This is a genomic window from Sphingomonas sp. SORGH_AS_0950, from assembly GCF_030818415.1.
Classification (GTDB): Bacteria; Pseudomonadota; Alphaproteobacteria; order Sphingomonadales; family Sphingomonadaceae; genus Sphingomonas.
Genome location: NZ_JAUTAE010000001.1, coordinates 1,831,754 through 1,848,841, shown reverse-complemented (window position 1 = coordinate 1,848,841; position 17,088 = coordinate 1,831,754). Strand labels below are relative to the sequence as shown.

At 65.8% G+C, this 17,088-nt stretch carries 16 protein-coding genes and 1 CRISPR repeat array (1 of these 17 running past the window's edge); of the genes, 12 read left to right on the top strand and 4 right to left on the bottom strand.

Annotated elements, in window-relative coordinates; genetic code table 11:
• Positions 1-2: 2 nt before the first annotated feature.
• Both QE385_RS08050 and QE385_RS08045 read right to left on the bottom strand, forming a co-directional pair.
• The gene (locus QE385_RS08050) at positions 3-986 is read right to left on the bottom strand and encodes a xanthine dehydrogenase family protein subunit M (protein WP_307100734.1); all 984 of its coding nucleotides are present in this window, start codon (positions 984-986) and stop codon (positions 3-5) included.
• Positions 983-1,519 carry a 2Fe-2S iron-sulfur cluster-binding protein gene (locus QE385_RS08045; protein WP_307100732.1) on the bottom strand — a complete coding sequence of 179 codons (537 nt, stop codon included), beginning with the start codon at positions 1,517-1,519 and terminating at the stop codon, positions 983-985. Before QE385_RS08045 ends, QE385_RS08050 begins: the two co-directional genes overlap by 4 nt.
• Before the next feature lie 113 nt (positions 1,520-1,632).
• Here QE385_RS08045 and QE385_RS08040 point away from each other — a divergent pair, with 113 nt between their 5' ends.
• On the top strand, positions 1,633-2,631 hold the full coding sequence (locus QE385_RS08040) for a glycerophosphodiester phosphodiesterase (protein WP_307100729.1): 999 nt from the start codon (positions 1,633-1,635) through the stop codon (positions 2,629-2,631).
• Between the two features lie 14 nt (positions 2,632-2,645).
• A complete protein-coding gene (locus QE385_RS08035) occupies positions 2,646-2,954 on the top strand; it encodes a hypothetical protein (protein WP_307100728.1) in 309 nt (102 codons plus the stop codon).
• Here QE385_RS08035 and QE385_RS08030 read toward each other — a convergent pair.
• Both QE385_RS08030 and QE385_RS08025 read right to left on the bottom strand, forming a co-directional pair.
• The gene (locus QE385_RS08030; protein ID WP_307100726.1) at positions 2,948-3,649 is read right to left on the bottom strand and encodes a triacylglycerol lipase; all 702 of its coding nucleotides are present in this window, start codon (positions 3,647-3,649) and stop codon (positions 2,948-2,950) included. The genes QE385_RS08035 and QE385_RS08030 overlap by 7 nt on opposite strands.
• The gene (locus tag QE385_RS08025) at positions 3,646-4,281 is read right to left on the bottom strand and encodes a TIGR02117 family protein (RefSeq protein WP_307100724.1); all 636 of its coding nucleotides are present in this window, start codon (positions 4,279-4,281) and stop codon (positions 3,646-3,648) included. Before QE385_RS08025 ends, QE385_RS08030 begins: the two co-directional genes overlap by 4 nt.
• A 74-nt stretch (positions 4,282-4,355) precedes the next feature.
• Here QE385_RS08025 and phhA point away from each other — a divergent pair, with 74 nt between their 5' ends.
• From phhA to lpdA, 10 genes are all read left to right on the top strand, one after another.
• Positions 4,356-5,225, top strand: coding sequence for a phenylalanine 4-monooxygenase (gene phhA, locus QE385_RS08020; protein WP_307100722.1), 870 nt, complete (start codon positions 4,356-4,358; stop codon positions 5,223-5,225).
• Between the two features lie 135 nt (positions 5,226-5,360).
• On the top strand, positions 5,361-5,936 hold the full coding sequence (locus tag QE385_RS08015) for a ClpP family protease (RefSeq protein ID WP_307100720.1): 576 nt from the start codon (positions 5,361-5,363) through the stop codon (positions 5,934-5,936).
• 109 nt (positions 5,937-6,045) lie between these two features.
• On the top strand, positions 6,046-6,825 hold the full coding sequence (locus QE385_RS08010; protein WP_261268934.1) for a succinate dehydrogenase iron-sulfur subunit: 780 nt from the start codon (positions 6,046-6,048) through the stop codon (positions 6,823-6,825).
• A 227-nt stretch (positions 6,826-7,052) separates the two neighbouring features.
• Positions 7,053-8,171 (top strand): cell division protein ZapE, encoded by a 1,119-nt coding sequence (zapE, locus tag QE385_RS08005; RefSeq protein WP_307100717.1) that lies wholly within the window; start codon positions 7,053-7,055, stop codon positions 8,169-8,171.
• Positions 8,172-8,298: 127 nt separating this feature from the next.
• On the top strand, positions 8,299-9,261 hold the full coding sequence (mdh, locus tag QE385_RS08000) for a malate dehydrogenase (RefSeq protein WP_307100715.1): 963 nt from the start codon (positions 8,299-8,301) through the stop codon (positions 9,259-9,261).
• A gap of 54 nt (positions 9,262-9,315) precedes the next feature.
• Positions 9,316-9,612: a GIY-YIG nuclease family protein gene (locus QE385_RS07995; RefSeq protein WP_307100713.1), complete on the top strand. Its 297-nt coding sequence runs from the start codon at positions 9,316-9,318 to the stop codon at positions 9,610-9,612.
• A 56-nt stretch (positions 9,613-9,668) separates the two neighbouring features.
• Positions 9,669-10,553 (top strand): succinate--CoA ligase subunit alpha, encoded by an 885-nt coding sequence (gene sucD, locus QE385_RS07990; RefSeq protein ID WP_307100711.1) that lies wholly within the window; start codon positions 9,669-9,671, stop codon positions 10,551-10,553.
• A gap of 130 nt (positions 10,554-10,683) precedes the next feature.
• Positions 10,684-13,674, top strand: coding sequence for a 2-oxoglutarate dehydrogenase E1 component (locus QE385_RS07985; protein ID WP_307100709.1), 2,991 nt, complete (start codon positions 10,684-10,686; stop codon positions 13,672-13,674).
• Positions 13,675-13,788: 114 nt separating this feature from the next.
• The gene (gene odhB / locus QE385_RS07980; RefSeq protein WP_307100708.1) at positions 13,789-15,018 is read left to right on the top strand and encodes a 2-oxoglutarate dehydrogenase complex dihydrolipoyllysine-residue succinyltransferase; all 1,230 of its coding nucleotides are present in this window, start codon (positions 13,789-13,791) and stop codon (positions 15,016-15,018) included.
• A 110-nt stretch (positions 15,019-15,128) separates the two neighbouring features.
• Positions 15,129-16,523 (top strand): dihydrolipoyl dehydrogenase, encoded by a 1,395-nt coding sequence (lpdA, locus tag QE385_RS07975; protein ID WP_307100706.1) that lies wholly within the window; start codon positions 15,129-15,131, stop codon positions 16,521-16,523.
• A 124-nt stretch (positions 16,524-16,647) separates the two neighbouring features.
• Positions 16,648-17,088: a CRISPR direct-repeat array (repeat unit 36 nt; unit sequence GTTGCCGCTGGACCGCAATCTCTGAGCGGCTATGCT); it runs 781 nt beyond the window's last position.

The window sequence follows — 17,088 nt, the reverse complement described above, 5'->3', positions numbered from 1 at the left end:
GATCAGCCCTCCTGAGTCAGTTCACGGAGCGTCGCGACCAAAGTGCGGCGCGTCAGCGGAATCTTGAAGTCGTTCGAGCCATAGCCCCGCGCGTCGGCCAGCAGCGCATCGGCGGCGGCGTGGAACGCGGCGTCGGTCGGTTCCTGCCCCACCAGCGCGGCCTCCACCGCCTCGTTGCGCCAGGGCATCGGGCCGAGGCCACCAAAGGCGAGGCGGGCCGAGGCGATCCTGCCATTCTCCACCGCGACGATCCCGGCGACCGACACCAGCGCAAAGGCATAGGAGGCGCGATCGCGCACCTTGCGATAGGTCTGGCGGCCCGCAGGGGCGGGGGGCAGTTCGACATGGGTGATGAGTTCGCCCGGCTCCAGCACGGTCTCGATCTCGGGCGTGCTGCCCGGCAGGCGATAGAAGTCGCCGATCGCGATCCGGCGGCGGTCGCCGTCTGGTTTCTGGGTGATGATGACCGCCTCCAGCGCGCGCATCGCAACCGCCATGTCGCTGGGGTGCGTCGCGATGCACTGGTCCGAGGTGCCGAGGATGGCGAGGATGCGGTTCTCGCCGCCGATCGCCGAACAGCCGCTGCCCGGATCGCGCTTGTTGCACGGGGTGGCGGGGTCGTAGAAATAATAACAGCGCGTCCGCTGGAGCAGATTGCCCCCGGTCGATGCCTTATTGCGCAACTGACCCGAGGCCCCCGCCAGCAGCGCGCGCGACAGGACCGGATAGCGCTCGATCACGCGCGCGTCGGCGGCGAGGTCGCTATTGGGCACCAGCGCGCCGATGGTCAGGCCGCCATCCTCGCGTTCCTCGATCTCGCCCAGGTCCAGGCGGCTGATGTCGACCAGCGTGTCGGGCGTCTCGACCTGCAATTTCATCAGGTCGAGCAAATTGGTGCCGCCCGCGATGAAGCGCGCGCCCGGCACCGCGCCGTCGCGGGTGGCGGTGCCGATCGAGTCGGCGCGGGCATAGTCGAACAGCTTCATGCCGCGACCTCCCGGCCGACATCCTCATTGGGGTTGCGGTCGCCTTGCCCGGCGACTTCGCGGATCGCGTCGACGATATTGGGATAAGCGGCGCAGCGGCACAGATTGCCGCTCATCCGCTCGGAGATTTCTTCCACGGTCAGTTCGGCATGGCCAAGGTCTTCGGTGACATGGCTCGGCCAACCCTTCTTCACCTCGTCGAGCATGCCGACCGCAGAGCAGATCTGGCCCGGCGTGCAATAGCCGCACTGGAACCCGTCATGCCGCACGAACGCATCCTGCAAGGGGTGGAGGTTCCCCGGCTGGCCCAGACCCTCGATCGTGGTGATCTCATCATCCTGATGCATCACCGCCAGCGTCAGGCAGCTATTGATCCGCCGCCCGTCGACCAGCATCGTGCAGGCGCCGCATTGGCCATGGTCGCAGCCTTTCTTGGAACCCGTCAGGCCCAGATGTTCGCGACACAGATCGAGCAGCGAGGTGCGGACATCGACCTCGATGTCATGTGATTGACCATTGATTGTGAAATGCATCGCGCCATCCCCTTGGGATTACAGTTGGATGAACAAACGCCATGATTTCCTTGCGTTTCCCGTTGCGAACCACTCTCATTGCCGCCGCGTTGGTCTTGGGGCAGTCTGAGGCGATGTCCGCCCATTGGTCGAAACCGCTCTCGTCTCCCATCGTCATCGCGCATCGCGGGGCCAGCGGGGAGCGGCCCGAGCATACGCTGGCCGCCTATGACCTGGCGATCCGCGAAGGGGCGGACGTGATCGAGCCCGATCTGGTGCCGACGAAGGACGGCCACCTCGTCGCCCGGCACGAGAACGAGATTTCGGGCACGACCGATGTCGCCGCCCACCCGGAGTTCGCGGATCGCAAGACGACCAAGACGATCGACGGGCAGAGCGAAACCGGCTGGTTCACCGAGGATTTCACGCTCGCCGAATTGAAGACGCTGCGCGCCCGCGAACGCCTGTCCCAACTGCGCTCGACCGCTTATGACGGGCAATTCCAAATCCCGACGCTGGAAGAGATCATCGCGCTCGCCAAACAGCGGTCGAAGGAGTTGGGGCGGACCATCGCCATCTATCCCGAAACCAAGCATCCGACCTATTTCGCCTCGATCGGCATGGGCACCGATGGCCCGCTGGTAGCCGCGCTCGACAAGGCGGGGTGGGAGACCGCCGATGCGCCCGTCTTCATCCAGTCGTTCGAGGTAAAGAACCTCCAGCATCTCAAGACGATGACCGGCATCCGCCTGATTCAGCTGGTCGCGGGCGAGGGCGGTCCGGCGGATGGCGCCGCGCCCAGCTATGCCGCGATGGTGACGCCCGAGGGGCTCCGTCAGGTCGCGACCTATGCCTGGGGGATCGGTCCGGACAAGGCGATGCTGTGGAAGGGCGATGCGGCGACGACGCTGGTGGCGGACGCGCATGCGGCGGGGCTGCGGGTGCATCCCTGGACCTATCGTGCGGAGAACCAGTTTGTCCGCCCCGCTTTCCGCCGGGGCACCGATCCCAAGGCGCATGGGGATGTCGCAGGCGAGATTCGCGCCGCGCTGGGCCAGGGCATCGACGGATTCTTCACCGATTTCCCGCAAATCGGGGTAGAAACGCGCAACGCCGTCGTGCGCGCCCGCTGAAAGACCCCGTGACCATGCGTAATCTCGTCCTGAAAATCGCCGTCCTGACCCTGCCGCTCAGCCTGGGCGGCTGCGTCAAGACCGTCGCCAGCGTGGTGAAGGCCCCGTTCCAGGCGGCGGGGCAGGTGGTCGACTGGACGACGACCAGCCAGGACGAGGCGGACCGCAATTACGGCCGCAAGATGCGCAAGCAGGAAGCGCGCGAGGGCCGCGAGCGGCGGGACTATGAAAAGCAGTGTCGCAAGCACCCCGAGCAGTGCCAGCAAGGTCAGCAGGGGCAACCCAGCCAGCAGGGTTATGAAGGCTATCGCGCCGGTTACTGATCGTTGACGCGCGGCCATCCCGCAAGGATGGTCGCCACCGCCGCCAACACCTGCGGCCGGTGCTGCACCCATAAATGGCCGGAGCGGACCTCGACCGCCGGGATCGTGTCGTCGCGACAGATTCGGCCGGAGACCAGCCCGTCGCTCCGGCTCCAGATCGCCGCCGCAGGGCAGGGGAGCGGCCCAGCGATCACCGCGCCCCGTGCGATAACCGCCGGATCGTCGACCCGCTCGCCCGTCAGAAGCTCGAAGGCGCGCCAGACATTGGTCGCCCGCGCCGGACCCATATAGGGCGAGGCGATGGTGACGACGCCCGCGACCAGATCGGGGCGGCCATGCGCCACCATCCGCGCGATGATCCCGCCCAGGCTGACGCCGATCAGCGTGACCGGGCCGTTATCGGCCAGCGACTCGAGCCGCGCGATCAGTCGTCCGGCGTCCCGCCCGATGCTGCGCACGCCCAGGTTGCGGCCCAGTCCCCAGCCATGGACGCGGTAGCCCTTGGCGGCGAGATAGCGCCGAAGCACGATGTTCGACAGGTCGTCATTGCCCAGGCCGGGCAGCAGCATCACCGTCCGCCCGTCGCCACGCGGCGCGGCGGCGAGTTCCGCCCGGTGCCGCCACCAAGTCGCCCCCATCCATAGGGCACGCGGCAGCTCGGCGGCCCAGAGGGCCTTGGGCGGGGGCGGGATCACAGCCAATGCATCACCGTCCAGGGAAAGGGCGTCCACCACCCCATCCGCACCCCCGCCGCCGCCAGCGCGTCGCCGGTCCAGCTGTTGCAGGTGTGGGCGGCGCTGTACCGCCCCCTCGCTTCGTAAAAGGCATCGTACACGTCATAGCCGGGATAATGACCGCCATTGCTCCGCCAACTTCCCCGGATGAACGCGACCATGTGGCGATACGCCTCGGGCGACAGGCGGATCATCCGCACATCGTCGCCATTCGCGCGCGGAAGCGGCAGGTGGTCGACATGGATCAGCGTCCGATCGCTGCCCAGCGCGGCATGGAGGATCGTCCCCGGCCTGACGTCGCGCCAGTGCGGCGTCTCGCGGAAAAAGCCGGCCTCGCCCCAGCCGATGGCGAGATAGGGAAAGCCCGCATAGCGCGGATCGCGCAAGTCCTCGGCCCGTGCCCGGTCGCGCCAGTCCACCCCCGCCGCCTGTTTGGGGAGGATGATGGCGGTATGGACCGCGCTCGACTCGACGAAGATGGTGACCGCATCGGGGCCGGGCGCGGGCAGGGCGATGGTGCGACGCGGAACCGCCCCCAGCGCCAGTCCCAGCGCGAAATAGCCCAGCAGGATCAACCCGATGGCGGCCGCCATCCCCCTTGCAACCCGGCCGAGCCGTCGCCACGATATGGTTTCATTTGTCACCATCATCATGATAGGCTCCACGAATGGCACAGGATACCCATGTTCTTGCCGCTCCGCCCGAAGGGGCCGGTGCCGACTGGACCATCCCCCAGGGCTGGGAACATTATACGGCCGAGGAGCATGCGACCTGGGACACGCTGTTCGCGCGCCAGTCCAGATTGTTGCCGGGCCGCGCGTCGGAGGCGTATCTGCGCGGCCTCGACGTGCTCAAGCTGTCGCGCCCCGGCATCCCCGATTTCGAGGAACTGTCCGAACGCCTGATGGCGCTGACCGGGTGGCAGGTGGTGGCGGTGCCGGGGCTGGTGCCCGACGCGGTGTTCTTCGACCATATGGCCAATCGCCGCTTCGTCGCGGGCAACTTCATCCGGCGGCCCGACCAGCTCGACTATCTTCAGGAACCCGACGTCTTTCACGACGTGTTCGGCCATGTGCCGATGCTCGCCGACCCGGTCTTCGCCGATTATCTCGCCGCCTATGGGCGCGGCGGGCAGCGCGCGCTGGGCATGGATGCGCTGAAATATCTCGGGCGGCTCTATTGGTACACGGTCGAGTTCGGGCTGGTGCGCGAGGACGGGGACCTGCGTATCTATGGCGCAGGCATCGTGTCGAGCTATTCGGAAAGCCGCTTCGCGCTGGAGGACCCGAGCCCCAACCGGATCGGCTTCGACCTCGCCCGCGTGATGCGCACCGAATATCGGATCGACGATTTCCAGCAGAATTATTTCGTGATCCCGTCGTTCGAGGAATTGCTTCGTACCACGCTGGAGACGGACTTCGCGCCGCTATACGCGCAGATCAAGGCGTTGCCCGATATACCGGTGGCGGAGATCGTGGACGGTGATGAGGTCCTGACCCGGGGTTCACAGAACTATGCCAAGGGAAAGTTGGGATAGGTTTTCGCTTGGCCTTCGACTTCGCTCAGGCTGAACGGAGTTTGGTGCTTGCCACACAGCCGTTCAGGCTGAGCGAAGTCGAAGCCCACGCTCCACCCATCGGAACCTTCGCCCCCGCCCCCGGTTCGCTGCATCATGCACGATCATCCCAACAATGCGGTGAACTATCCGCTGCTCGCCCGCCCGCACATCCAGCTGTACGGCACGGTGGACGAGGTGATGTATGCCGGGTTCAAGGACCAGCTTGCCGCCGCGCCGGCGGACGGTCCGCTGGTGGTGTCGATCACCACGCTGGGCGGCGATCCGGAGATGGCGCGGGCGATGGGCGACTCGATCCGGCTGCTGCGCGACTATACGGGGCGCGACACGCTGTTCCTGGGCAAGGTCGCGGTCTATTCGGCGGGGGCGACCTTCATGTCGGCCTTTCCGGTCGAGTATCGCTTCCTGACGCGCGGCACCCGCCTGATGCTGCACGAGCGGCAGATGAGCGGCAGCATCGACCTGTCCGGCCCGCTCACTAACCTACCCGTGGTGCTCAAGGCCAAGCTGCACGAGATCGAGCAGTCGGTGCTGATCCAGGAGGAGGGCTTCCGCGCCATCGTCAACGGATCGAAGGTGACCTTCGAGACGCTGCAGGAAAAGGCGCGCAGCAACTGGTATATCGATGCCGAGGAGGCGCGCGAGCTGGGCCTCGTCCTTGATGTGATCTGAGGCAGCGCCTAAATCGGTCAAGACATTTGCGACATGCGCCCCTGTCATGTATCGGCGGGAGCGATCCTTTGCCGACACGCCTGTCGGCCCATCCAGCGGGTTTGTGACCATGGCCGAATTTGCCCTGCCGAAGAACAGCGTCATCAAGAAGGGCGAAACGCATAAGGCGACCACCGGCGGCCGTCTGAAAAAGTTCAAGGTCTATCGCTACGATCCCGACTCGGGCCAGAATCCGCGTTACGACACGTTCGAGATCGATCTGGACGAATGCGGCCCGATGGTGCTCGACGCGCTGATCAAGATGAAGGCCGAGCAGGACAGCTCGCTGACCTTCCGCCGGTCGTGCCGCGAGGGCATTTGCGGATCGTGCGCCATGAACATTGACGGCCGCAACGGCCTGGCCTGCACCACCGCGATCGAGGATGTGAAGGGCACCGTCCAGATCACCCCTCTGCCGCACATGGACGTGGTCAAGGACCTGGTCCCCGACTTCACCCATTTCTACGCGCAGTATGCCTCGATCAAGCCGTGGCTCCAGACCGTGTCGCCCGCGCCCTCGGGCAAGGAGCGGCTCCAGTCGCCCGACGACCGTGCGAAGCTCGACGGCCTGTACGAGTGCATCCTGTGCGCCTGCTGCTCGACCTCGTGCCCCAGCTATTGGTGGAACAGCGACAAGTTCTTAGGACCGGCGATCCTGCTCCAGGCCTATCGCTGGCTGGCCGACAGCCGCGACGAGATGACCGGCGAGCGTCTGGACGAGCTGGAGGATCCCTTCCGCCTCTATCGCTGCCACACGATCATGAACTGCGCGAATGTCTGCCCCAAGGGCCTGAACCCGGCCAAGGCGATCGCGGAAATCAAGAAGATGGAGGCCGAGCGGATCATCTGATCCGGTTGGTTCGACGGAAACGGAAAGGGGGTCGGAAACGGCCCCCTTTTTCTATTCCTCCCCAAGCTCGCTTGGGGAGGGGGACCATCGCGCAAGCGATGGTGGAGGGGCGGTATCCCTGATCGGGCGGTGACACCCCTCCGTCAGCCCTGCGGGCTGCCACCTCCCCTTCCAGGGGAGGAATGGGGTTGACGGGAAAGAGGCCAGGGCAGACACCGCCCCCCAACATGCCCGACATCCTCAATGCCTATCGCCGCCTGATCGAAGCCGGAGAGCTTCGCCCCGATCCCGAACAGGCCGCCGCCGCCGCCCGGCTCCAGCAACTGGCGACCGAATTGGAAACGCCGCGCAAGACCGGCTTCTTCGCACACCTGACCGGCAAGGGCGCGCCCGCGCCCAAGGGCGTCTATCTCTGGGGTGATGTCGGGCGCGGCAAGTCGATGCTGATGGACCTGTTCTTCGACCATGTCGCGGTCGAGGCCAAGCGCCGGGTCCATTTCGCCGAATTCATGCTGGAGGTGCACGCCCGCATCGCCACCGAGCGCGCCAAGCAGGCGGGTGAGCCGATCGCCCCCGTCGCCGCCGCGCTGGCCGAGGAAGTCCGGCTGCTGGCGTTCGACGAGATGATGGTGACCAACAGCCCCGACGCGATGATCCTGTCGCGGCTGTTCACCGCGCTGATCGAAGCGGGGGTGACGATCGTCACCACCTCCAACCGTCCGCCCAGGGACCTGTACAAGAACGGGCTCAACCGCGAGCATTTCCTGCCCTTCATCGCGCTGATCGAGGCGCGGCTGGACGTGCTGGCGCTCAACGGGCCGACCGATTACCGGCGTGACCGGCTGGGGCGGCTCGACACCTGGCTGGTGCCCAATGGGCCCAAGGCGACGCTGACGCTGTCGGCGACCTTCTTCCGCCTGACCGACTATCCAGTCGAGGATGCCGCGCATGTGCCCTCGGAGGATCTGAAGGTCGGCGGCCGCGTGCTGCATGTCCCCAAGGCGCTGAAGGGCGTCGCGGTCTTCTCGTTCAAGCGGCTGTGCGGCGAGGCGCGGGGGGCGGCGGACTATCTGGCGGTCGCGCGGCGTTTCCACACCGTCATCCTGGTCGGCATCCCCAAGCTGGGACCGGAGAATCGCAACGAGGCGGCGCGCTTCGTCCAGCTGATCGACGCGCTCTACGAACACAAGGTCAAGCTGCTCGCCGCAGCCGATGCGCAGCCCGCCGAACTCTATGAAACCGGGGATGGTCGATTCGAGTTCGAACGGACGATCAGCCGCCTCGAAGAGATGCGCTCCGAGGACTATCTGGCGCAGGGGCACGGGTCGGGCGAGCCCTTGATTTGACCTTAATGCACTTGCGAACTATTATCGTTTAAAATCTTAAACTCTGTGGAATAACGGTTGCCCCGACGCCCATATAGGCGTAGGCCGCGTGACCAATCACGCACGTCCACTACGGAGTAGGATTGGAATGGCTCGCAAGAAGATCGCGCTGATCGGCGCCGGCAACATCGGCGGCACGTTGGCGCACCTCGCCGCGCTCAAGGGGCTGGGCGATATCGTCCTGTTCGACGTCGTCGAGGGCGTGCCCCAGGGCAAGGCGCTCGACCTGTCGCAGTGCGGCCCGGTCGAAGGCTTCGACGCGAATATCAAGGGTTCCAACGATTACGCCGACATTGCGGGCGCCGATGTCATCATCGTCACCGCCGGTGTTGCGCGCAAGCCCGGCATGAGCCGCGACGACCTGCTCGGCATCAACCTGAAGGTGATGAAGGCGGTCGGCGAGGGCATCCGCGACAACGCCCCCGACGCGTTCGTCATCTGCATCACCAACCCGCTCGACGCGATGGTCTGGGCGCTGCGCGAATTCTCGGGTCTGCCCGCGAACAAGGTCGTCGGCATGGCGGGCGTGCTCGACTCGGCGCGCTTCTCGCATTTCCTCGCCGAAGAGTTCGGCGTGTCGGTGAAGGACGTGAACACCTTCGTGCTCGGCGGTCACGGCGACACCATGGTCCCGGTCCTGGAATATTCGACCGTCAGCGGCATCCCGGTCAGCGACCTGATTGCAATGGGCTTCTCGACCAAGGAAAAGGTCGAGGAGATCGTCAAGCGCACCCGTGGCGGCGGCGGCGAGATCGTCGCGCTGCTCAAGACCGGCTCGGCCTATTATGCGCCCGCCACCAGCGGCATCGCAATGGCCGAGGCGTATCTCTACGACCAGAAGCGCATCCTGCCCGCCGCTGCTCATCTGTCGGGTGAGTATGGCATCGACAATCTGTACGTCGGCGTGCCCGTCGTGATCGGCGCCGGTGGCGTCGAAAAGGTCGTCGAGGTCAAGCTGTCGGACGAAGCGAAGGCCAACCTTCAGGTCTCGGTCGACGCGGTCAAGGAACTGCTCGTCGCCTGCAAGGGCATCGACGAGAGCCTGGCGTAATCCAACTGATTGTGCCCCGGCGGAGGCCGGGGCCCAGTTGGGAAGGCGTTTGAGATGGAGCGGCCGGGCTATGTCTATATCATGGCCAGCGATCGTAACGGGACGCTCTATCTCGGTGTGACCAGCAATCTGCCCCAGCGCGTGCTTCAGCATCGCGAAGGGGTGGTCGCCGGGTTCACGCGAAAACATCGCTGTCATCGCCTCGTCTGGTTCGAGGCGCATGAGAGCATCGAATCAGCACGGCAGCGTGAGCTGCGGATGAAGGAATGGAAGCGGGCCTGGAAGCTGCGGGAAATCGAAGGGCTCAATCCCGACTGGGATGATCTTTACGACCGGATCGCACTGCCATGATCGTTTCCCCAACTGGGCCCCGGCCTTCGCCGGGGAACAAGAGGAAGAGAAGTTAGATGAGCATCCTCGTCAACAAGAACACCAAGGTCATCACCCAGGGCATGACGGGTGAAACCGGCACGTTCCACACCCAGCAGGCGCTGGCCTATGGCACGCAGATGGTCGGCGGCGTGACGCCGGGCAAGGGCGGCACCGAGCATATCGGCCTGCCGGTCTTCAACACCGTCGCCGAAGCCAAGTCGAAGACGGGCGCCGATGCGTCGGTCATCTACGTGCCGCCGCCCTTCGCGGCCGACTCGATCCTGGAAGCGATCGACGCCGAGATTCCGCTGATCGTCGCGATCACGGAAGGCATTCCGGTCCTCGACATGGTCAAGGTGAAGCGTGCCCTGTCGGGTTCGAAGTCGCGCCTGATCGGTCCGAACTGCCCGGGCGTGCTGACGCCGGGCGAGTGCAAGATCGGCATCATGCCGGGTTCGATCTTCAAGAAGGGCTCGGTCGGCGTCGTGTCGCGTTCGGGAACCCTGACCTATGAGGCGGTGTTCCAGACCTCGAACGCTGGCCTGGGTCAGACGACCGCGGTCGGCATCGGCGGCGATCCCGTCAATGGCACCAACTTCATCGACGTGCTCGAGCTGTTCCTGGCCGATGACGAAACGAAGTCGATCATCATGATCGGCGAGATCGGCGGCTCGGCCGAAGAAGAAGCCGCGCAGTTCCTGCGTGACGAGGCCAAGCGCGGCCGTTCGAAGCCGATGGCCGGCTTCATCGCGGGCCGCACCGCGCCTCCGGGCCGTCGCATGGGCCATGCCGGTGCGATCGTGTCGGGCGGCCAGGGCGGCGCCGAGGACAAGATCGCGGCGATGGAAGCGGCCGGGATCAAGGTCGCGGCCAGCCCCTCGGAGCTCGGCTCGACCCTGTTGTCGGTGCTGAACAAGTAAGGCGTATCGCGTCACCCCGGCACACCCGCCGGGGTCCGTGGCGGCAGGCGGGCCGCTCGCGGCTGCGGACCCCAGGCGGATGTGCCGGGGTGGCGATCATGAAGAAGACGGGCGGTCGAGGAAGCGTCTCATGGGCTACGAAGGCCAGGAATTCAGCGAAATCGCGGCGGGCGTCAGCCCCGCTTTCATCGAAACGCTCTATGCCAAGTATCAGGCCGACTCGTCGTCGGTCGATGCGGGCTGGCGGACCTTTTTCGACGGTCTGGAGCAGGGCGTGGGCGCCCCCAGCTGGCAGAACAAGCGTTGGCCGCTGACCTCGACCGACGATCTGACGGCGGGCCTCGACCCGACCCAGATGGAACCCGCGCCCAAGCCCGGCCGTGATGGTAGGGGGGGCGGCAAGCCTGCTGCTGCGGCTCCGGCTGCGGCGCCCTCGACCGCCGATATCGTCAAGGCGGCGGGCGACGCGATCCGCGCGCAGATGCTGATCCGCACCTACCGGGTGCGCGGCCATCTTGCTGCCAATCTCGACCCGCTCGGCCTGTCGGGCCTGCGTGAGCTTCCGGAAGACCTGAAGACCGAATATCACGGCTTCACCGACGCCGATCTCGACCGCAAGGTCTATCTGGGCGGCACGATGGGCTTCGAATGGGCGACCGTTCGCGAGCTGGTCGACACGCTGCGCAAGAATTACTGCGGCAATATCGGCCTGGAATATATGCACATCGCGGACGTGGAGGAGCGCCGCTTCCTCCAGGACCGGATGGAAGGCCAGGACAAGGCGATCGACTTCACCGTCGATGGCAAGAAGGCGATCCTGAACAAGGTCATCGAGGCCGAGCAGTGGGAAAAGTTCCTCGGCAAGAAGTACGTCGGCACCAAGCGCTTCGGCCTGGACGGCGGCGAGTCGATGATCCCCGCGCTGGAATCGGTCATCAAGTACGGTGGCCAGATGGGCGTGCGCGAGATCGTGTTCGGCATGGCGCATCGCGGCCGTCTGAACGTGCTGGCCAATGTCATGGCCAAGCCGCTGCGCGTGATCTTCCACGAATTCGCCGGTGGCTCGGCCAACCCCGATGACATTGGCGGTTCGGGCGACGTGAAGTATCACCTCGGCACCTCGACCGACCGTGAGTTCGACGGCCATAAGGTTCATATGTCGCTGGTCGCCAACCCCTCGCACCTCGAGGCGGTGAACCCGGTCGTGCTGGGCAAGACCCGCGCGATCCAGACCATCGCGGGCGACCTGACCGATCACGCCGCCTCGGTGCCGGTGCTGATCCATGGCGACGCGGCGTTCGCGGGCCAGGGCATCGTGTGGGAGTGCCTCGGCTTCTCCGGCATCCGTGGCTACAACACGGGCGGCTGCGTCCACTTCATCATCAACAACCAGGTGGGCTTCACCACCAGCCCGCAGTTCGCGCGTTCCTCGCCCTATCCGTCGGATGTGGCCAAGGGCGTCCAGGCGCCGGTCTTCCACGTCAATGGCGACGATCCCGAGGCGGTGACCTTCGCCACCAAGATGGCGATCGAATTCCGCCAGAAGTTCCACCGCGACATCGTGATCGACATGTGGTGCTATCGCCGCTTTGGTCATAACGAAGGCGACGAGCCGGGCTTCACCCAGCCGCTGATGTACAACAAGATCCGCTCGCATCCCGGTGTCAGCGAGATCTACTCGAAGCGTCTCGTGTCCGAGGGCGTGGTCGATCAGGCCTGGGTCGACGAGAATATCAAGCAGTACACCACGCGCTGCGAAGGCGAGTTCGAGGCGGGCCAGAGCTACAAGCCCAACAAGGCCGACTGGTTCGCCGGTCGCTGGTCGGGCCTGTCGGCCCCCAAGGAAACCGACCAGGGCCGCCGCAACGTGGAGACCGGCCTCGACAAGAAGCTGTTCGACGCGATCGGCCGCACGCTGACCACGATCCCGGAAGGCTTGCAGGTCCACAAGACGCTGAACCGCGTGCTTGATGCCAAGCGCCAGATGTTCGCGACGGGTGAGAATTTCGACTGGGCGACCGGCGAGGCGCTGGCCTTCGGCTCGCTGCTTTCGGAAGGCTATGGCGTGCGTCTGTCGGGCCAGGATTCGGGTCGCGGCACCTTCTCGCAGCGTCACGCGGTCTGGGTCGACCAGACCGACGAGCACAAATATGTGCCGCTGAAGACCGTCGAGCATGGCAGCTTCGAGGTGCTGGACAGCCCGCTGTCCGAATATGGCGTGCTGGGCTTCGAGTACGGCTATGCGCTCGCCGATCCGAAGACTTTGGTGCTGTGGGAGGCGCAGTTCGGCGACTTCGTCAACGGCGCGCAGATCATGATTGACCAGTTCATCACGTCGGGCGAGTCCAAGTGGCTCCGCGCCAACGGCCTCGTGATGCTGCTGCCGCATGGCTATGAAGGGCAGGGGCCGGAGCACTCGTCGGCGCGTCCCGAGCGCTTCCTCCAGTCCTGCGCCAACGACAATATCCAGGTTGCGAACTGCACCACCCCGGCCAACTATTTCCACCTGTTGCGCCGCCAGATGCACCGTAACTTCCGCAAGCCGCTGATCGTCTTCACGCCCAAGTCGCTGCTGCGTCACAAGCTGGCGGTGTCGAAGGCCGAGGACTTTCAGGGTGAGAGCCACTTCCGCCGCCTGCTGTCGGACACCAACGGTGCCGCCGACGAGGCGACGACGCGTCTGGTCCTGTGCACCGGCAAGGTCGCCTATGACCTGATCGAGGCACGCGATGCGGCGGGCGACACCACGACCCAGATCGTGCGCGTCGAACAGCTCTATCCGTTCCCGAGCGACGCGCTCGCCAAGCGGATCGCGCGGATGCCCAACCTGCAGGACGTGGTCTGGGCGCAGGAAGAGCCGAAGAACAACGGTTACTGGTTCTTCGTCGAGCCGCTGATCGAGGAAGCGCTGGCCGAGGCCGGGGTGTCGGTGAAGCGGGCGCGCTATGCGGGTCGTGCGGCGGCGGCATCGCCCGCCACCGGCCTGATGAAGCGCCACACCGCCGAGCAGGGCGCGCTGGTCGCCGATGCGCTGGGCCACAATGTCCGCGAGGAAATCCGCCGGACGCGCGCCGAGGGCAGCAACACCACCGCCAAGCCGACCACGGCGGCGGCGGACTGACACTTAACCGAGTTCCCCGGTCCTTCAGGGGCCGGGGAGGGATGAAATCTGGCGCGGGCGCTTTGCCCGCCCGCGTAAGAGCCCCGGTCGATGGACCGGGCGGAGGAAATGGGAATGGCGACTGAAGTTCTGGTGCCGGTGCTGGGCGAATCGATCTCCGAGGCGACGCTGGGCGAATGGCTGAAGCAGCCGGGTGACGCGGTGGCGGTCGACGAGCCGATCGCGAGCCTGGAGACCGACAAGGTCTCGGTCGAAGTGCCCTCGCCGGTGGCGGGTGTCATGGGCCAGCATGCCGTCAAGGTCGGCGACACGGTGCAGGTCGGCGCGCTGCTGGCGACCGTCGATGCCGGTGGTTCGGCCCCGGCCAAGACCGAAGCGGCGACGCCTGCCGTGACCGCGGCTCCGGCCGCTGCCGCACCTGCGCCTGCTGCGCCTGCCGCTGACGAGTCGAGCGACTCGCCTGCCGCGCTCTCGCCGTCGGTGCGCCGTGCGGTCCTCGAGCATGGCCTCGACCCCGCGACGATCAAGGGCACCGGCAAGGACGGCCGCATCACCAAGGAAGACGTCGCCGCCGCCGCCGCCAACAAGTCGAGCGCTCCGGCCCCGGCCGCCGCTCCGGCTGCTGCTGCCCCCGCCGGTTCGGCGCGCAAGGAAGAGCGCGTGAAGATGACGCGCCTGCGTCAGACGATCGCCAAGCGCCTGAAGGAAGCGCAGAACACCGCCGCGATGCTGACGACGTTCAACGACGTCGACATGACCGCGGTGATCGAGGCGCGCGCCAAGTATAAGGACCTGTTCGAGAAGAAGCATGGCGTCCGCCTGGGCTTCATGGGCTTCTTCGTGAAGGCCGCGACGATGGCGCTGAAGGACATTCCTTCGGTCAACGCCTCGATCGAGGGCGACGAGATCGTCTATCACGACTATGCCGACATCTCGGTCGCCGTCTCGGCCCCGAACGGCCTGGTCGTGCCGGTGATCCGCGATGCGCAGGACCTGACGGTCGCGGGCATCGAAAAGACGATCGGCGACTTCGGCAAGCGCGCCAAGGATGGCACGCTGAAGATGGAAGAGATGAAGGGCGGCACCTTCACCATCTCGAACGGCGGCGTGTTCGGCTCGCTGATGTCGACCCCGATCATCAACCCGCCCCAGTCGGCGGTGCTGGGCCTCCACCGCATCGAGGAGCGTCCTGTCGTCGTCGACGGCCAGATCGTCATCCGCCCGATGATGTACCTGGCGCTGTCCTATGACCACCGGATCATCGACGGCCGCGAGGCGGTGACCTTCCTCGTCGCGCTGAAGAACGCGATCCAGGATCCGACCCGCATCCTGATCGACCTCTGATCGCTTTGTGATCTATACGGGCCCTCGCCACGGCGAGGGTCCGTCCTTGCTAATGTAAGGCGGGTGCGCCCGCAGGCTGGACCCCGAAAGCCGGGGAACGGGAGAGACAAATGGCTGAGTATGACTATGACGTCCTGGTGATCGGCGCGGGCCCCGGCGGCTATGTCGCGGCGATCCGCGCGGCGCAGCTGGGCCTGAAGACCGCATGCGCCGAGTCGCGTGAGACGCTGGGCGGCACCTGCCTCAATGTCGGCTGCATCCCGTCCAAGGCGCTGCTCCACGCCTCCGAGCTGTTCGAGGAGGCATCGCACGGCGCGCTTGCCAAGTTCGGTGTCGAGATCGAGGGCGCGAAGCTCAACCTCGACCAGATGCATGCCGAAAAGGCCAAGGCGGTCGGCGAGCTGACCGGCGGCATCGAATATCTGTTCAAGAAGAACAAGGTCACCTGGCTGAAGGGCAAGGCCGCGTTCCAGGATTCGAGCACGGTCACGGTCGGCGACCAGACCGTCACCGCGCGCGACATCGTGATCGCGACCGGATCGGTCGTCACCCCGCTGCCGGGCGTCACCATCGACCAGAAGGTCGTGGTCGACTCGACCGGCGCGCTGGCGCTGCCCAAGGTGCCCGAGCATCTGGTCGTCATCGGCGGCGGCGTAATCGGGCTGGAGCTGGGCTCGGTCTGGCGGCGTCTGGGGGCCAAGGTCACGGTCGTCGAATATCTCGACCAGATCCTGCCGGGCTTCGACGGCGAGGTCCGCAAGGAATCGGCCAAGCTGTTCAAGAAGCAGGGCATGGAACTGAAGACCTCGACCAAGGTGACCGGCGTCACCGTCGAGGGCGACCGCGCGACCGTGTCGGTCGAACCGGCGGCTGGCGGCACGGCGGAAACGCTGTCGGCCGATGCCGTGCTGGTCGCGATCGGCCGCAAGCCCAACACCGACGGGCTGAACCTGGAGGCCGCCGGCGTAAAGCTGAACAACCGTGGCCAGGTCGAGATCGACCATGACTTCGCGACCAATGTCGACGGCATCTGGGCGATCGGCGACGTCGCGCCGGGCCTGATGCTCGCGCACAAGGCCGAGGACGAAGGCGTCGCGGTGGCCGAGAACATCGCGGGCCAGACCGGCATCGTGAACCATGATGTCATTCCCAGCGTCGTCTACACCATGCCCGAAATCGCCGGTGTCGGCCTGTCGGAAGAAGCCGCCAAGGAGCGCGGCGAGGTGAAGGTCGGCAAGTTCCCCTTCATGGCGAACAGCCGCGCCAAGACCAACCGCGACACCGACGGCTTCGTGAAGGTCATCGCCGACGCTAAGACCGACCGCGTGCTGGGCGTATGGATCATCTCGAGCCTCGCAGGCACGATGATCGCGCAGGCCGCGCAGGCGATGGAATTCGGCGCGACGTCCGAGGACATCGCGTACACCTGCCACGCACACCCAACCCATGCCGAGGCGCTCAAGGAAGCCGCCATGGCGGTGCAGGGCAAGCCGATCCATATCTGACCCGTCACGGCCGGGCTATCCGCAAAAAGGGGGCGGGCATCGCGGGATGCCCGCCTTTTCTTGTTTTGCGGGTCGGGGGCGGTGGTTACGGCGGCGCATTCCGCCGTGCTCTTGTGCGGGGGAGGTTGTTGCTGGACCGCAATCTCTGAGCGGCTATGCTCCGTGGCAGTACAGGTCGGTGTCGTAGAGCGTTGCCGCTGGACCGCAATCTCTGAGCGGCTATGCTCGACGCAGGCAGGGGGCGAAGCCGGTCTTGGTTGCCGCTGGACCGCAATCTCTGAGCGGCTATGCTTTTGGTGAACAGCGGGCCGCCGGACGTGGAGTTGCCGCTGGACCGCAATCTCTGAGCGGCTATGCTTCGCTGTAGAACCTGGGCGAGGTGACGACGGTTGCCGCTGGACCGCAATCTCTGAGCGGCTATGCTATCGACAGTATTTTCGGCGCGACCAGGCGCGTTGCCGCTGGACCGCAATCTCTGAGCGGCTATGCTGGCGCACAGCAAGCCCTCCTCGACCTGCGCGTTGCCGCTGGACCGCAATCTCTGAGCGGCTATGCTACGCGCCGA

Excerpts from the sequence above, each read along its gene's own strand:
- QE385_RS08015 (WP_307100720.1), top strand. The coding sequence starts at position 5,361 with ATGCACGATCATCCCAACAATGCGGTGAACTATCCGCTGCTCGCCCGC.
- QE385_RS07995 (WP_307100713.1), top strand. The coding sequence starts at position 9,316 with ATGGAGCGGCCGGGCTATGTCTATATCATGGCCAGCGATCGTAACGGG.
- phhA (WP_307100722.1), top strand. The coding sequence starts at position 4,356 with ATGGCACAGGATACCCATGTTCTTGCCGCTCCGCCCGAAGGGGCCGGT.
- QE385_RS08050 (WP_307100734.1), bottom strand. The coding sequence starts at position 986 with ATGAAGCTGTTCGACTATGCCCGCGCCGACTCGATCGGCACCGCCACC.
- QE385_RS08010 (WP_261268934.1), top strand. The coding sequence starts at position 6,046 with ATGGCCGAATTTGCCCTGCCGAAGAACAGCGTCATCAAGAAGGGCGAA.
- lpdA (WP_307100706.1), top strand. The coding sequence starts at position 15,129 with ATGGCTGAGTATGACTATGACGTCCTGGTGATCGGCGCGGGCCCCGGC.
- odhB (WP_307100708.1), top strand. The coding sequence starts at position 13,789 with ATGGCGACTGAAGTTCTGGTGCCGGTGCTGGGCGAATCGATCTCCGAG.
- QE385_RS07985 (WP_307100709.1), top strand. The coding sequence starts at position 10,684 with ATGGGCTACGAAGGCCAGGAATTCAGCGAAATCGCGGCGGGCGTCAGC.
- QE385_RS08025 (WP_307100724.1), bottom strand. The coding sequence starts at position 4,281 with ATGGCGGCCGCCATCGGGTTGATCCTGCTGGGCTATTTCGCGCTGGGA.
- zapE (WP_307100717.1), top strand. The coding sequence starts at position 7,053 with ATGCCCGACATCCTCAATGCCTATCGCCGCCTGATCGAAGCCGGAGAG.
- QE385_RS08045 (WP_307100732.1), bottom strand. The coding sequence starts at position 1,519 with ATGCATTTCACAATCAATGGTCAATCACATGACATCGAGGTCGATGTC.
- mdh (WP_307100715.1), top strand. The coding sequence starts at position 8,299 with ATGGCTCGCAAGAAGATCGCGCTGATCGGCGCCGGCAACATCGGCGGC.
- QE385_RS08040 (WP_307100729.1), top strand. The coding sequence starts at position 1,633 with ATGTCCGCCCATTGGTCGAAACCGCTCTCGTCTCCCATCGTCATCGCG.
- QE385_RS08035 (WP_307100728.1), top strand. The coding sequence starts at position 2,646 with ATGCGTAATCTCGTCCTGAAAATCGCCGTCCTGACCCTGCCGCTCAGC.
- sucD (WP_307100711.1), top strand. The coding sequence starts at position 9,669 with ATGAGCATCCTCGTCAACAAGAACACCAAGGTCATCACCCAGGGCATG.